Origin of the sequence: Variovorax sp. J2P1-31 (genome assembly GCF_030317215.1) — a bacterium.
GTDB lineage: Bacteria > Pseudomonadota > Gammaproteobacteria > Burkholderiales > Burkholderiaceae_C > Variovorax.
Genome location: NZ_JASZYA010000001.1, coordinates 857,616 through 871,950 on the forward strand (window position 1 = coordinate 857,616; position 14,335 = coordinate 871,950).

The following is a 14,335-nucleotide window of genomic DNA, read 5'->3' on the forward strand; positions in this document are numbered from 1 at the left end:
GTGCATCGCGACACGGGCGTCACAGCGGCTGGCCAGGCTGCTGCGCGCACATGTCGCGGTCACGGACCGGCGCCAACACGCCCTTCACCGCACAGCACCCAGGTTCACCGCATGAGCAGCAGTACCCTTTCGTCCGAATTCCTCTGGTACATCCCCAACCAGGTCCATCCCGGCCACCGCGGCGACGCGGCCGTCGAGAACCACAACAGCCTTGACACGCTGGCCGCGCATGCCAAAGCGCTGGAGCGCAACGGCTGGAAGGGCGCGCTGCTCGGCACCGGCTGGGGCCGGCCCGACACCTTCACCGTGGCCGCGGCGCTGGCCGCGCGCACCGACACCTTCGAGCCCCTGATCGCGATCCGGCCCGGCTACTGGCGCCCGGCGAACTTCGCCTCGGCCGCGGCCACGCTGGACCACCTGAGCGGCGGCCGCGTGCGCATCAACATCGTCTCGGGCAAGGACAAGCTCGGCGCCTACGGCGACAGCGAGGGTGATCAGGCACACCGCTACGGCCGCACGCGTGAGTTCATCCACCTGGTGCGCCGGCTCTGGACCGAGGAGAACGTGAGCTACGCGGGCGAGCACTTCCAGGTCACCGATTCGACCGTGGTGCCGCGCATCGCGGCGCGCGACACGGCACGCGGCACGCGGCTGCATCCGAAGATCTATTTCGGCGGCGCCTCGGAAGCGGCCGAGCGCGTGGCCGCCGCCGAGGCTGACGTGCAGCTGTTCTGGGGCGAACCGCTCGACGGCGTGCAGGAGCGTATCGAGCGACTCAAGCGCCTCAGCAAGGCGCTCGACCGTGCGCATGCGCCGCTGGAGTTCGGCCTGCGCGTCACCACGCTGGTCCGCGACACCACCGCGCAGGCCTGGGCCGACGCCGAAGCCAAGGTGGCGGCCATGGCCCAGGGCCAGGGTGTGTCGCGCCGCGACCCGCACCGCGGGTCTGCGGTGGGGCAGAAGCGGCTGCTCGACCTGCACGAACGCGGCGAGGTGCTCGACGACAACCTCTACACCGCACCCGGCAAGTTCGGCGGCGGCGGGGCTGGCACCACCTGGCTGGTCGGCTCGGCCGAGGACGTGGCGCGTTCGCTGCGCAAGTACGAAGCGCTGGGCATCACGCACTTCGTGCTCTCCGACACGCCCTACCTCACGGAGATTGAGCGGCAGGGGCAGCAGTTGCTGCCCTTGCTGCAGGGCTGAGGCTCGGGTCCGCGCCGGCTGCCAGCTGGGCATGGACGAAGCGCGCCACCTCGGCGCGCAACTCCCGGTCTTCCGGCGCGCCCATGAAGCCGCCGTGCGGCATGCCCTCGAAGATGTGCAGTTCGCAGGGCACCTGGGCGCGGCGCAGTGCGCGGTGCAGGCGCACCGCGTTCGACAGGAACAGGTCGCGCGTGCCGCTCTGGATGAAGGTGGGCACGAAGCCGCGCGAGAAATCGCCGAACAGCGGCGACAGGTAGGGGTGGGCCAGGTCGGCGCCCGCGGCGTACAGCCGGTTGTGGGGCATCAGCGACTGGGGCAGCAGCACGTCGACGAGTTGATTCAGCTCAAAGCTGTCGCCCGACTCGGTCAGGTCCACCTCGGGCGACAGCAGCACCAGCGCGGCCGGCAGCGGCAGGCCTTCGTCGCGTGCGCGCAGCACCATGGCCGCCGCCAGATTGCCGCCGGCCGACCGGCCGCCGATGACGACCCGGTGCGCCGGATGGCGTTGCAGCAACTGCCGGTAGACCGCCAGGCCGTCGTCCAGCGCGGCCGGATAAGGATGCTCGGGCGGCATGCGGTAGTCGATGCCCCAGCAGCGCAGGCCCAGCTGCTCGGCCTGCATCCGTGCGCCGATGCGGCAGACCTCGCCGCCGCCGAAGACCAGGCCGCCGCCATGCAGGTCGAGGTAGATCCCGTCCCCGGCCAGGGGTTCGGCGGGCGTGGCGATGTGCACCGTCGCGCTGTCGAAGCGGACGCTTTCCACCGTGGCGCGCAACTGGCCGGCGAGCTGGGCCATGGCGTCGCCGTACTGCGCATCGGCGCTGGCCTTGAGGCGCATCCAGCCCTCGAAGTCCTCCGGCGGCGGCACGCCGTGCAGGGCATTGAGCGGCACGCCGTCGGCGTTGACCAGGCGCCGCAGCGCGGCCTGCGCCTCGGCGCTGATGCTTCGGGGAAAAGGGATGTCGCGGGCCGGGACCCGGACGCCGTCGACGGGCGTGTTCATCGCGGGGCTCTCTTCGTTTCAGGGGGCGCACCGGCGGCGGGCCAGTGCGTGAGCGCGGCATGCAGCGCCTCCAGGCTGCGCTGCCATGACAGCTGCGCCGCGGGTGCGCTGTGGGCAAATCCGCTGGCCAACTCCAGCGTGACATAGCCCATCAGGAAGGCGCCCAGAAAGCGGATCGCATGGACCTGCTCGGCCTCGGGCAGTGCATAGCCATGCAGCACCGCGCGCATCAGCTGCGCCAGCCGGGGACCGGCGCTGGCGGCCGCCAGCGCGGGCGTGAGCGGATGGCGGGCGGCGGCGAAACGGCCGGGGTGGCGGCGCGCATAGTCGCGGTGCGCATCGGCCAGCGCCCACAGCGCCTCCTTGCCGGCGCGGCCGGCCATGGCCTGGGCGGCGGCGTCGGCCAGTTGCCGCAGCGCGAGCAGCGCGACCTGGCTCTTGAGTGCGTCCAGGCTCTCGACATGGGAGTAGAGGCTCGCCAGGCGCACGTCGAAGCGGCGCGCCAGGGCGGCGCCGGTCAGTTGTTCGAAGCCGATCTCGTCGGCCAACTCGGCGCCGCCTTCGGCCAGCCGCTCGACGCTCAGGCCGGCCTTGGCCATGGGGTCCTATGCATGATTACTAATTCGGTTAGTCTTCAAACTAACTATATTAGCTTTTGATCCGCATTGTCAAACCGCGGAGCCGGAACCCCTTTGGGTGGCTATGCCGGCCGAATTCACCGCATCGTCCACGCTCCAGGCCGCATAGGCCGCGGCCGGCAGGTCCGGCGAGGCGACCTTGGAAAGCACGTCGCGCACCTCGTCCTTCACACGCGCCAACGAGAGCGGCACGCCGCGCACGCGCATGTAGGCGGCGAATTCGCACAGCGCCTCGATGCTGGTGGCGTCGAGGTCGGGCGATTCCTCCAGGCTCAGCACCATGCGATGCAAGGCCGGCGCGCCGTCGATGCGCGCGCGGATGGCCGCGAACACCGCGTCGGCATTGCCGAAGAACAGCGGCACCTCGGGCCGCGCGATCAGCACGCCGGGCGGCACGGTCGCCTCGGGGTGGCGCGCGATGTCCACATAGTCATGGCTTTGGTGGAGCCGGCCGAGCCAACTGACGTTGGTGCGCGAGAAGCCGCGCAGCAACAGCAGCAGGCTCACGCCGATGGCCGCGAGCAGGCCGTCGAGCACGCCCAGCAGCAGCACGGCGGCCACGGCCACCAGCGTCACCAGCCGGTCGCGCCGCCACTGGAAATAGGGGCGCAGCGCCGCGGGGTTCAGGGTATGGCTCACGGCGTTGATCACGATCGCGGCCAGCAGCGGCTCGGGCGTGTGCGCGATCCACGGCAGCAGCGTGAGCACGGCCACACCCACCACCAGCCCCGCGACGAGCCCGGCGGCGCGGCTCTGCGCGCCGGCCGATTCGTTGGCCGAGGTGGCCGAGTAGCCCGCGCCCACCGGCATGCCCTGGAACAGCGCCGACAGCAGGTTGGCGCCGCCGAGCGCCAGCAGGTCGCGGTTCGGCGCCACGTTGTCGCCGTGGCGCATGGCGAAGGTGCGGATCGAGCCGTACGACTCGGCATAGAGGATCAGGGCCATCGCGAAGGCCAGTTCGACCAGGCCCAGCCATTGCGCGCGGTCGAGCGAGGGCAGGCCCGGGTGCGAGAAGTCCAGCGCCATCGGGCCCACCGCCGTGACGCCCCAGGCGCGGCTGATGCCGCTCGCGTCCAGCGCAATGCCGGCCGCGATCACCAGCAGGGCGGCCGGCACCGCGCGCCAGCGCGAGAACAGGCGCATGAGCAGCAGGGCCGCGATGGCCATCGCCGCGCCGGCCAGATTCCATTGGCGCCACGCCGCCGCCAGGTCGAAGGCGAGGCGGAAGAAGTCGCTGTGCGCCGGCTGCACCGCCAGCACCTTGGGCAACTGCTTGACCACGATGGTCAGGGCCAGGCCGAGCGCGAAGCCGCGCAGCACGGGCTTGGCGATCAGGCTGGACACGGCACCGAGCTTGGCCAGTCCGGCGATCACGAAGAACACGCCGGCCAGCAGCACGATGCCCGCGCCCATGGCGAGCCGGGTGGCGGCGTCCACGCCCGGCATCGCCGCGGTCGCGGCGAACAGCACGGCCGCCGACGAGGAAGTGGCCGACACGATCGCGAAGCGGCTGCTGCCGAACAGACCGTAGACCAGCAGCCCCGCGAACAGCGCGATCACGCCGGCCTGCGGCGGCATGCCGGCAATGCCCGAATAGGCCACGGCTTCGGGCAGCAGCAGGCCGGCGATCGACACGCCGGCCACCAGGTCGGCGATGCCGGGGCGCGCGGCGGGAGCGGGGCTCACACGGTGGGCGCGACCGGCGCGGGGCTGCTGCTGACCCCGCTCCACCCCGGCAGGCAGCGTGCCGCGGGCAGGCGGGCCAGTGTCACGGCCTTGTCGATCGAGGCCTGCGGCAGCACCTCGGTGGCCGAGGGCTGCAGCTTCTTCAGCGGGACCAGCGGGCGGAAGTGGTCGGCCCAGAGGAACTCGGCGTAGGGCGCCGCGTCCTTGGCATAGCCGCCGGCCTTGCGCACGAAGCCCGCGAGGCTGCGGTAGGGGTCGTCGCGCAGCTTGCTCACGCTCTGCGGAATGGCCGAGAACGCGCGCCGCCGGCCTTTCTCGTCGAAGGGATGGGCCCAGCGGTGGAACTCCATCAGGCGCCAGAACTGTTCGCCCTCGACCTCGGACAGGTCGTCGAGCTGCATCACCCACACGCGCCGGACCGACTCCTCGTGCAGCGCGCGTCCGAGGTGGTGGTGGTCGACGATGTAGTGGCGCCCGCCCGGCCCGCGCACGGCCGGGAACCAGTGCGCTTCCAGCGTGCGTTCGCGCTCCTTGCGCTTGAGCTGCGTCCACTGCGCGCGCTTGGTCGCGACTTCCGCGCCGCCCACCGTGATCTGCGTGGGGCGGAGGTCGTCGAGATCGACGGGGATGAGGTTGGGCTTGGCGGTCATGGGATTCCAGCGTGGTCGGCGCTCAGCATCGGCTTGGCGCCACGAAGGCGCATGCGTGGGCGGATTGTGCCCTCGCACGGGTGAACGCGCGCCGGTGTCCAGCAGCGCAATGCCGGCGATTCGGTGACGCGCCTGCCGGCAGACTTTGAGCCCGACATAGCTGCCAAGCGAGAAGCCCCGCGACGGCAAGGTGACCCGGCGGCCTGGCGTCGTTCGCCGACGCCGCCAGCACGGCGATGGCATTCGCGGTATCGGGGCGGCGCGGCTCCTGCATCGCTCGCCCCCGGCAAGGTCGTGCGCAAGGGGGCCCACACCCGCTCGTTGTTCTTCAGGAGGCCGTGCAGGAGCCGCAGGGGCGTGGGGTTCGCACGTTCGGGTTCGCCAAGAACGAGTACGCGACCGGCATCTGCGAGTACGCCGGGCGCGAGCGCAGCAGGACGCGTCTGTCGGCTGAAAGCACGGAAATTTCGAGTTACATTCAGAAACTCCGCATCAATCCAACAACCAGAAAAAGCGATGAAACCAGCCTTCCGTATCCCAGCATTTCTTCTTTCCTGTCTTCTCGTGGCCACCCTGGTGGGGTGTGGCGGCGGTGGCGGCGGTGGGGTGTCCGGTGGCAGTTCTCCGACCGCGGGGGCGCCCCCGGCGGGTGGGGCTGCAAACAACCCGGGCCAGCCCATCGACACACCGACCGTGCCGGAAGACCCGCAAGCGTCGGTCACGCCATACAAGGTTTTCGCGGTGGTGCCGGGCGAGATGTTGATTGCATCCTTCTCCAATGCCAATCCGTTGCCAGGCTCGGCCGTCTCGGCGCGCACGATTCGGCCCTTTGCAGGGATCGTCGGCATGCCTGGCAAGCATCTCGCGTACGACGCGGCCAGCGATGCGCTCTATGCGACGATCGGCGCCTCGATCATCGTGATCGATCACGCAAGCAAGGCCAGCGGCGACGTCGCACCGTCGAGGGTCATCACGGTCCCTTCTGCAGTTGTCAAGCTGTCGAGCTATCTCGTCTATGACAAGGACCGTGATGTGCTGTGGCTGGGCGGTGAGGGGACAAAGAATGGCATGTTGGTGAAAATCGGCCGCGCGAGTACTGCGCGCGGTGCCGTGACGCCGGACAAGGTCTACCAACTGCGTGAACCCCGTGCTTTCAGCATCGATACGCAACGCAATCTCGTGTACGCACTGGAATCCACGATCGGGGTGCACGTCTACGACCTGGCAACGCTGCAAGACACGACGGTCTTGCCGGACAACCAGCAGAACCAGCCGACGCGGGACATGTTCTTCCCTGGCCTCAACATCGGTTCGGATATCGCACTGGACATGGCCAACAACCGAATCTACGCCGTGGACGGGTTCGGAGCCATGGTGGTCGTCGACAACGCCAGCGCGTCGTCCGGTGCGGTGGCCTACGCCAAGTTCATTTTGTCGATGCCGCAATCCGTGACCTTCGACCCCGCCACGGACCGCCTCTATGTCGGCGGGGGCAGCAACGACGTGACCATCTTCAACCAGGCGAGCCGGTTGTCCATGGGATCTCCGGTTCCCGCGGTCTCCGTCTTTGGCCCGCGTGTGACACCCGGTAGCTCCGCTGTCTGGGGCATCACATTTCCCTAGGAAGATCGATCCGGGCGTCGACCTGCACGCGCAGGTCCGCCGCGTGCCGCCGCCCTCCTGTAGCAGCCTGATTCGACATAGGCGCGAAGCACGCCCGCGTGTGCAAGTCCGCCCGGTGTTCGTTCCATCCATTCGATGGCATCGGCTGGTGGCAACATTGCGCGATGGCCTTCGCCTGGTTGCGCCCCACCGGTGGGCGTCGAAATCGAGCGAATCCGAACCGCGCTTCGACGGCGCCCCAATGCGCGCTCAGCGCACAGGCGGCGTCACGCGGGTTTGCCGGCATGGTCTCTCCACCTCAGCCCGGGGAGGAGCGTCCATCCATTCCAGCAGCGCTGGCAACCCATCGATCACCCCGTCCGCCTCGGGCGCGGGCCAGTAGCGGTCGCGCATCCAGACCGCCCGCAGGCCGGCCGCGCGGGCCGCGCGCACGTCGTTCTCGGGATGGTCGCCGACATGCACGGCCTCGGCCGCGGCCACGCCCAGCCGATCGAGCGCACGCCGGAACAGCGCCGCATCGGGCTTGCGCAGGCCCTCGGCCTCGGAGATCAGCACCGCATCCACCATCGGCAGCAGCCCCAGCGCTTTCAGCTTGGCGTGCTGCACCGCGACCCGGCCGTTGGTGAGCACGCCGATCCGAAGGCTACGCTGCCGCAATGCGGTGAGCGTCTCGTGCACACCCTCGAAGGCCAGCGGATGGTCGGCATAGCGGCGGAAGAAGTCCTCGCTCAGCGGATCGGGCTGTAGCCGTGGGTGCCGGGCGTCGAGGCCCAGTTCATCGATCAGCTGTCGGTAGGCGAGCGGCTTCCCGACATAGCCGCGCGCATCGAGCGCGACCAGCCGCTCTGCAAAACGCGCGGGCGTCGTCGCGCCCAGCAGCGGACCGAGCGCGTGGGCTTGGTCGAGGGCCAGCCGCGTGACGGCCGTGTGGCGGTCGAACAGCGTGCCGTCGAGGTCGAACAGCACGGCGCGCAAGGGGCGGGCGCCGCGGCTCACGGCGCCAGGTCGTCGAAGGACGCATGGCTGCTCGCATGCAGCCGCGCATAGGCCCCTCCCCGCGCGAGCAGCGTCTCGTGTCGGCCCTGCTCGACGATGCGGCCCTGGTGCAGCACCACGATCAGGTCGGCGTCGCGCACCGTGGCCAGGCGGTGCGCGATCAGGACCGTGGTGCGGCCCTTGCGCAGCAGCCGCAGCGCGCGCTGGATCTCGCCCTCGGTGAAGCTGTCGATGTTGGCCGTGGCCTCGTCGAGGATCAGGATCTTGGGGTCGGCCAGCAGCGCACGCGCGAAGCTCAGCAGCTGGCGCTGGCCGATCGAGAGGTTGCGCCCGCGCTGGCCCAACGGCGTGTCGTAGCCCTCGGGCAGCAAGCGGATGAAGGCGTCGGCGCGCACCGCGCGCGCGGCCTCGACCACATCCTCGCGCGTGGCGCCAGGCAGGCCGTAGCGGATGTTGTCGAGGATGCTGCCAGTGAACAGGAAGGGCTCCTGTAGCACCATGCCGATCTGCCGGCCCAGCGTGTCCTGCTGCAGGTCGCGCACGTCGTGGCCGCCCACCCGCACCGCGCCGGCGCTCACGTCGTAGAAGCGATGGATCAGCGAGACGATGCTGGTTTTGCCGGAGCCGGTCGCGCCGACCAGCGCCACGGTCTGGTAGGCGGGAATGCGCAGGTCGATGCCGTACAGCACGGTCTGGCCTGGGCGGTAGCCGAAGTCGACCCGCTCGAGCACGATCTCGGGCTCGAAGTCGGCTGGCAGCGCGATGGCGTCGGCTCTCTCCTGGACCGTGATAGGCACGTCGAGCACCTCGAAGATGCGCTGGCCCGCGGCCATGGCGCGCTGCATCACGGTGTACTGCATCGACAGCGTGCGGATCGGGTCGAAGAAGCGCTGCACGTAGAAGATGTAGGCCACCATCACGCCCACGCCGAGCGAGCCGGTCAGCACGGCGCGGCCGCCGAACACCACTACCACGGCCGTGGCCAGGCCCGTGAGGATGTCGACCGCCGGCACCATGATCTGCGACGCCTGCGACGAGCCGATCTGCGCATGCAGGTTCTCGTGGGCGCGCACTTCGTAGCGCTGCAGGTTGGTCGCCTGGCGCCGAGTCTCCTGCACGGTGCGGATGCCGTTGATGTTCTCGGCCAGCGCGGCGTTGACGCTCGAAGACGCCTCGCGTGCGCGCCTGAACTTCTCGCGCGCCCAGGGAATCCAGGCCATGCGAATCAGCACAAGGGCCGGCAACGCCGCCAGCGTGAGCGCACCCAGCTGCAGGTCCATCCAGAGCAGCACCGCGACGATACCGATCAGCAGGCAGATGTCGCCCAGCGCCGAGACCGAGTTCTCCATGAACTCCTGCAGTGCGTTCACGTCGCCGGCCAGCCGCGCCATCAGGCGACCGACCTGGGTCTGGTCGAGCGTGGCCAGCGACACGTCCTGCAGGTGCGTGAACATCGCGCGTCGCAGGTCGAAGATCACGCGCTGCGCCAGCCGGGCCGCCACCCATTCCTGCAGGAAGTTGAGGCCGGCATTGAGCACCACCAGCACGGCGAACCAGGCGAGCGCCTGCACCAGGCGGGAGGTGGCGCCGTCGGTCGCGCTGTCGACCGCGTAGCGCACCGCGATCGGGATCGCGACCTGGACCAGCGTGTAGAAGAACACCGATGCGAGCGCGCCCCAGAGCACGCGGCGGTAGGGCCGGATGAAGCGCCAGAGGCGCTGCACCACGCGGGTGTCGAAGCGGCTGAAGATCTCCTCGCCCTGTTCGGACGCGGCGCGGGCGGAGGTGGTAGTGCTCATGCGGCGACTCCCTCTGCCGGGTGTGGCGCCGGTGCGGGCGGAGCGTCGCCCCGGTTCTGCAGCTGCCACAGCGCGGCGTAGTGGCCGCCGGCGGACCGCAGCGTGTCGTGCGTGCCGCGCTCGACGATCCGGCCCTGGTCGAGCACCAGGATCTCGTCGGCGTGCATCAGCGAACTCAGCCGGTGCGCGATGACCACGGTCGACTTGTGGCGCACGGCCGCGTGCAGCGTGGTGCGCAGGCGCTGCTCGGTGGCGGCGTCGACGGCCGAGGTGGCGTCGTCGAGCACGATGATGGCCGGGTCGGCCGTCAGGCCGCGCGCGATCGACAGCCGCTGGCGCTGGCCGCCCGACAGCGCCACGCCGCGTTCGCCCACGCGCGTGCCGTAGCCCTCGGGCAATTGCGCCACCTGCTCGTGCAGCTGCGCCACGGTGGTCGAGGCCACCACGCGGTCCGGGTCGGCTGCGGGTTCGGCGTAGGCCGCGTTGTGGTGGATCGAGGTGTCAAACAGGAAGGTCTCCTGCTGCACCAGGCTCACGGCCTGGCGCAGCGAGTCGAGCGTGAGCTCGCGCAGGTCCTGGCCGTCGACGGTGATGCGCCCGGCGCTCACGTCGTAGAAGCGCGCGATGAGCTGCGCCAGCGTCGATTTGCCGCTGCCCGGCGCCCCCACGATGCCCAGCGTGCGGCCGGGCCGCAGTTCGAAACCGATGTCCTGCAGCACGGCCGCACGCGCCGGGCCCATGTGGCCCGGTGCGCGCGGGTAAGTGAACGACACGTTCTCGAAGCGCAGCACGCCCTGCGTCAGCACCAGCGGCTTCGCGCCGGGCCGGTCGTGGATGGCGGGCGCGGTGTCGAGCACCTCGAAGAAGCGCGCGCCCGAGGAGGCGGCGCGCGCGCTGGCGTTGACGATCATGCCGATCTGCCGCACCGGCTGCTGCAGCAGCGTCATGAAGGTCAGGCACTCGGTGAGCTGGCCCACCGTGAGCTGGCCGGCTGCGATGCGCCGGCCGCCGAACCAGAGCACCAGCCCCATTGCGAGGTAGAAGGAGAAGTTCATGGTGCTGACCGAGCCCATGCGCAGCGTGATGCGGCGGTTCGACAGGCGCAGCGCGGCCTCGGAGACACGATCGAACTTGCCGAGCTCGAACACGCGCGAGGCGAAGGCGCGCACCACGCGCGCACCCTGCAGATTCTCCTCCATGCCGCGGGTCAGCTCGGACATCAGCTGCTGCAGCCGTTCCCAGGACAGGCGCAGCAGCACGCCCATGCGGCCGGCGCGCCAGACCACGAAGGGCACGAAGCCGAGCGCCAGCGCGCCGAGCAGCAGGTCGACATGCATCAGCCGCCAGGTGCCGGCCACCACCAGCAACGCCAGCGACAGCGTTCGCAGCAGGCCCGATTCGAGAAAGCCGCGCACGCCCTCGAGGTCGAGCATGCCGCGCGCGATCAGGTCGCCCGAATGCCGGCGGTCGTGGAAGGAGAAGTCCAGGCGCTGCAGCTTCTCGTAGAAGGCCAGCCGAAGGTCGTAGCCGACGCGCTGCGCGATGTTCTCGCCCAGGTAGCCCTGCAGGCCGGTCAGCGCGCCGCGCGCGGCGCAGGCGGCCACGATCAGGGCGGCGATCCACCAGAGCGCGACGCGGGCCGCGTCGGCCGAGGCCAGGGTTGCGCCGTCGTTCATGAGCCGGTGCGCCTGGTCGAGCGCATCGCCCAGCAGCTTGGGCGTGAGCAGGTTGAACAGGGTGGCGCCGAGCGCGCACCCCACCGCGGCCACGCAGCGCCAGGGGTAGCGCCAGGCCAGGCGCACGAGTCGCGCCAGCACGCGCGGCATGGCGTGCACGTCGATGCGGCCGAGCGCGGCGAAGTCGTCGGGCAGGTCGATGGGCGCAGACGCCGAGGAGGAGGGGAGAGAGAGCGTGGGTGTGGTCATGAGGAAGCAGGCGGCAAGGCGCGCAGGCCAGCGGTGACGGTCGCATGAGAGAGCAGAGGGGCAGGGTTGGATGGCGCAAATCGCATGCCAGCTGTTTCGCAGGCAAAGCGGTGCGCCAACGGCGCGTATTGCTGGCCACGCAGCAGCCCCTGCGCGCAGGCTGTTGCGAGCGACGCAGTTCAGTCGACCGGCACCACGAAGGGCTGGCCCAGCAGCCCGAAGCGCTTGAGCTGGGCGCGCAGCACGTTGCGCGAGATGCCGAGCTCGCGCGCCGTGCGCACCTGGTTCTCGCCGCAGTGCGCGAAGGCCGTGGCGACGATCAGCTCCTCCATCGATTCGTAGAGGTCGGGACGCTGCTCCTGCATCAGGTGCTTGACGGCCTCGCGCAGCTGTTCCATCCAGTCCTCGGGGCGCGGCGGCGGCAGGTCCTGGGGCACGTAGGGCAGGCGCAGGTCCTCGCGCTCGATGCGGCCGTTCTGGCTCACGATCACCGCGTAGTGCACGATGTTCTCGAGCTCGCGGATGTTGCCGGGCCATTCGTAGGCCAGCAGCACCTGCTCGGCCACCGGGCTCAGTTCGGGCGAAGGCACGCCGAGCTTGCTGCCGTAACTGCGCAGGAAGTGCAGGGCCAGCGGCAGGATGTCGCCCGGGCGCTCGCGCAGCGGCGGCAGATGGACCGTGGCCACGTGCAGCCGGTAGAACAGGTCGGCGCGGAAGCGGCCGGCCTGCACGGCCTTGGCCAGGTCCACGTTGGTCGCGGCCACCAGCCGCACGTCGACCGGGATCGGCTGCCGTGCGCCCAGCCGCACCACCTGACGCTCCTGCAGCACGCGCAGCAGCTTGACCTGCAGCGCCAGCGGCATGTCGCCGATCTCGTCGAGGAACAGCGTGCCGCCGTGCGCGGCCTCGAACCAGCCCGCGCGCGCATGGCTCGCACCGGTGAAGGCGCCGCTCTCGTGGCCGAACAGTTCGGCATCGACCAACGATTCGGCGAAGGCGCCGCAGTTGACCGCGACGAAGGGCCCGCCGCGTGCGCTGGTGGTGTGGATGTGGCGCGCGACCAGTTCCTTGCCGGTGCCGGTCTCGCCGATCAGCAGCACGGTGGCGTCGCTGGCAGCGATCTGCTCGACATGCTCCAGCAGGCGTTCGGATTGCGGGTCGTGGAAGACCAGCGCCTTGGCACGGATCGAGAGCGCATGGCCTTCCGGGTTGGGAAAGGTCAGCAGTTTTCGGGGGGCGGAGGATCGGGGTTCGCTCATGGGTGAAGGCAGGCCTGGGGCGTGAAGACGATGAGGGAAGGCGGCCGGCGGCCCGGTGTCTGCCGTGCAGCAGAAGCAGCGTCCATGCCAGGCTGCGCGGAAAGCAGCAGCCAGGGCGGGCGGGCCCGGCAGGCCCCGGCCGCTGTCTTGGATGCAGCAAGAACGCCGGCCCGGCTGCTGCGCAGTGCGACGCGCGTGATGCCGACGGTGCACGGCCCGCGCCGACGACCGGGCGCTCGGTGATCGGGCCTCAGCGTGCCTCGTTGCAGGCCGCGGGCGGCGTGCACGGCCGACAGCGGCCGTGCGGCGTGCCGTCGCGGCGGACCGCGGGAAAGCGCAGTGGCGTCCGGCTGACCGGCGGCGTGTCTTCGTCGAAGAGCAGCTCGCCGCTGCCCAGCAGGCCGTAGCGCTTGAGCAGCGTGCGCAGCATGTTGCGCGTGATGTCGAGCGTGCGCGCGGTCTGCACCTGGTTCTCGCCGCAGCGCGCATAGGCGGCGCGCACCAGCACCTCCTCGACCGACTGGAACAGCGCCGGATCGCCGCGCGCGATCAGCCGGTCGAAGAAGCCCGCGAGCTCCTGGTAGAGCGGGGCCGTGAGTTCGGGCGGCATGCCGGCGACGGGGCCGGGGCCTTCCGCCGTCGCTGCCACGGCCGCTGCGAGCGCTTCGGCCTCGCCCTCGGCGCGCTTCGCCGGCGTCGCGGTGCCCGCGGGCTCGGCGTCGGGCGCGAGCACCGGCATCAGCTGCAGGTCGCGCGCCGCGATCGGCCGGCCGCGCGACAGGATCCAGGCGAACTCGATGGCGTTCTCCAGCTCGCGGACGTTGCCCGGCCAGGCGTGGGCCAGCAGCACGGCTTCGGCATCGGGCGCCAGGCGGACTTGGTCGCGCCCGGTGCGTTCGGCGCAGCGCGCGATGAAGTGGTTGGCCAGGGGCAGGATGTCGCCGGTCCGCGCGCGCAGCGGCGGCAGGTGCAGCGGCGCCACGTTGAGCCGGTAGTACAGGTCGGCGCGGAAGCGCTCGGCCTCGACCGCGCGCTCGAGGTCGACGTGGGTCGCCGTGACCAGCCGCACGTCGATCGCGATCGGTCGGCGCGAGCCGATGCGCACCACCTGCCGTTCCTGCAGCACGCGCAGCAGCTTGACCTGCATCGGCAGCGGCAACTCACCGATCTCGTCGAGGAACAGCGTGCCGCCGTTGGCGGCCTCGAACCAGCCCGGGCGCGCGCCGGGTGCGCCGGTGAAGGCGCCGGCCTCGTGGCCGAACAGCTCGGCATCGATCAGCGTGTCGCTGAAGGCGCCGCAGTTCACCGCCACGAAGGGGCCGCGGCGTCCGCTGGCGGCGTGGAGGTGCCGCGCCGCGAGTTCCTTGCCGGTACCGGTCTCGCCGACGATCACCACCGTGGCCTCGCTGCGCGCCACGCGTTCGAGCTGCAGCAGCAGCGCGGCCGATCGGGGGTCGCGCAGGATCAGCGTCTTGCCCGCGCTGGCGCTGCGTGTGTGCGGCGGATCGGGCTCGTGAAGGCGGAGGGGGGCTTCGTTCAGGTCCATGGGGCTC

11 protein-coding genes are annotated in these 14,335 nt (G+C 70.6%); 2 read left to right on the forward strand and 9 right to left on the reverse strand.

Annotated features, from left to right (window positions below):
* The first annotated feature begins 111 nt into the window (after positions 1-111).
* The gene (locus QTI20_RS03955) at positions 112-1,203 is read left to right on the forward strand and encodes an LLM class flavin-dependent oxidoreductase (protein WP_286550043.1); all 1,092 of its coding nucleotides are present in this window, start codon (positions 112-114) and stop codon (positions 1,201-1,203) included.
* On the opposite strand, the gene QTI20_RS03960 is transcribed toward QTI20_RS03955, so the two are convergent.
* The 4 genes from QTI20_RS03960 to QTI20_RS03975 all read right to left on the reverse strand — a co-directional run bounded on the left by QTI20_RS03960 (position 1,151) and on the right by QTI20_RS03975 (position 5,180).
* Complete coding sequence (locus QTI20_RS03960) at positions 1,151-2,206, reverse strand: alpha/beta hydrolase (protein ID WP_286550040.1); 1,056 nt, start codon at positions 2,204-2,206, stop codon at positions 1,151-1,153. The two genes, QTI20_RS03955 and QTI20_RS03960, sit on opposite strands and share 53 nt — an antisense overlap.
* Positions 2,203-2,805 carry a TetR/AcrR family transcriptional regulator gene (locus QTI20_RS03965; RefSeq protein ID WP_286550037.1) on the reverse strand — a complete coding sequence of 201 codons (603 nt, stop codon included), beginning with the start codon at positions 2,803-2,805 and terminating at the stop codon, positions 2,203-2,205. The genes QTI20_RS03960 and QTI20_RS03965 overlap by 4 nt, the downstream gene beginning before the upstream one ends.
* 69 nt (positions 2,806-2,874) lie before the next feature.
* Positions 2,875-4,530: a SulP family inorganic anion transporter gene (locus QTI20_RS03970; protein WP_286550034.1), complete on the reverse strand. Its 1,656-nt coding sequence runs from the start codon at positions 4,528-4,530 to the stop codon at positions 2,875-2,877.
* Positions 4,527-5,180 (reverse strand): ParB-like protein, encoded by a 654-nt coding sequence (locus tag QTI20_RS03975; RefSeq protein ID WP_286550031.1) that lies wholly within the window; start codon positions 5,178-5,180, stop codon positions 4,527-4,529. Before QTI20_RS03975 ends, QTI20_RS03970 begins: the two co-directional genes overlap by 4 nt.
* A gap of 516 nt (positions 5,181-5,696) precedes the next feature.
* On the opposite strand from QTI20_RS03975, the gene QTI20_RS03980 reads away from it, so the two are divergent.
* Positions 5,697-6,803: a YncE family protein gene (locus tag QTI20_RS03980; protein WP_286550029.1), complete on the forward strand. Its 1,107-nt coding sequence runs from the start codon at positions 5,697-5,699 to the stop codon at positions 6,801-6,803.
* A gap of 249 nt (positions 6,804-7,052) precedes the next feature.
* Here the strand turns inward: QTI20_RS03980 and QTI20_RS03985 are convergent, their stop codons facing one another.
* From QTI20_RS03985 to QTI20_RS04005, 5 genes are all read right to left on the reverse strand, one after another.
* Positions 7,053-7,799 (reverse strand): HAD family hydrolase, encoded by a 747-nt coding sequence (locus QTI20_RS03985; protein WP_286550028.1) that lies wholly within the window; start codon positions 7,797-7,799, stop codon positions 7,053-7,055.
* Entirely contained in the window at positions 7,796-9,598 is a 1,803-nt protein-coding gene (locus QTI20_RS03990; RefSeq protein ID WP_286550026.1) for an ABC transporter ATP-binding protein, read from the reverse strand. The genes QTI20_RS03985 and QTI20_RS03990 overlap by 4 nt, the downstream gene beginning before the upstream one ends.
* Positions 9,595-11,523: an ABC transporter ATP-binding protein gene (locus QTI20_RS03995; RefSeq protein ID WP_286550025.1), complete on the reverse strand. Its 1,929-nt coding sequence runs from the start codon at positions 11,521-11,523 to the stop codon at positions 9,595-9,597. Before QTI20_RS03995 ends, QTI20_RS03990 begins: the two co-directional genes overlap by 4 nt.
* Before the next feature lie 179 nt (positions 11,524-11,702).
* A complete protein-coding gene (locus QTI20_RS04000; RefSeq protein WP_286550023.1) occupies positions 11,703-12,782 on the reverse strand; it encodes a sigma-54 interaction domain-containing protein in 1,080 nt (359 codons plus the stop codon).
* A gap of 250 nt (positions 12,783-13,032) precedes the next feature.
* Positions 13,033-14,328 carry a sigma-54 interaction domain-containing protein gene (locus QTI20_RS04005; protein ID WP_286550021.1) on the reverse strand — a complete coding sequence of 432 codons (1,296 nt, stop codon included), beginning with the start codon at positions 14,326-14,328 and terminating at the stop codon, positions 13,033-13,035.
* Positions 14,329-14,335 lie beyond the last annotated feature (7 nt).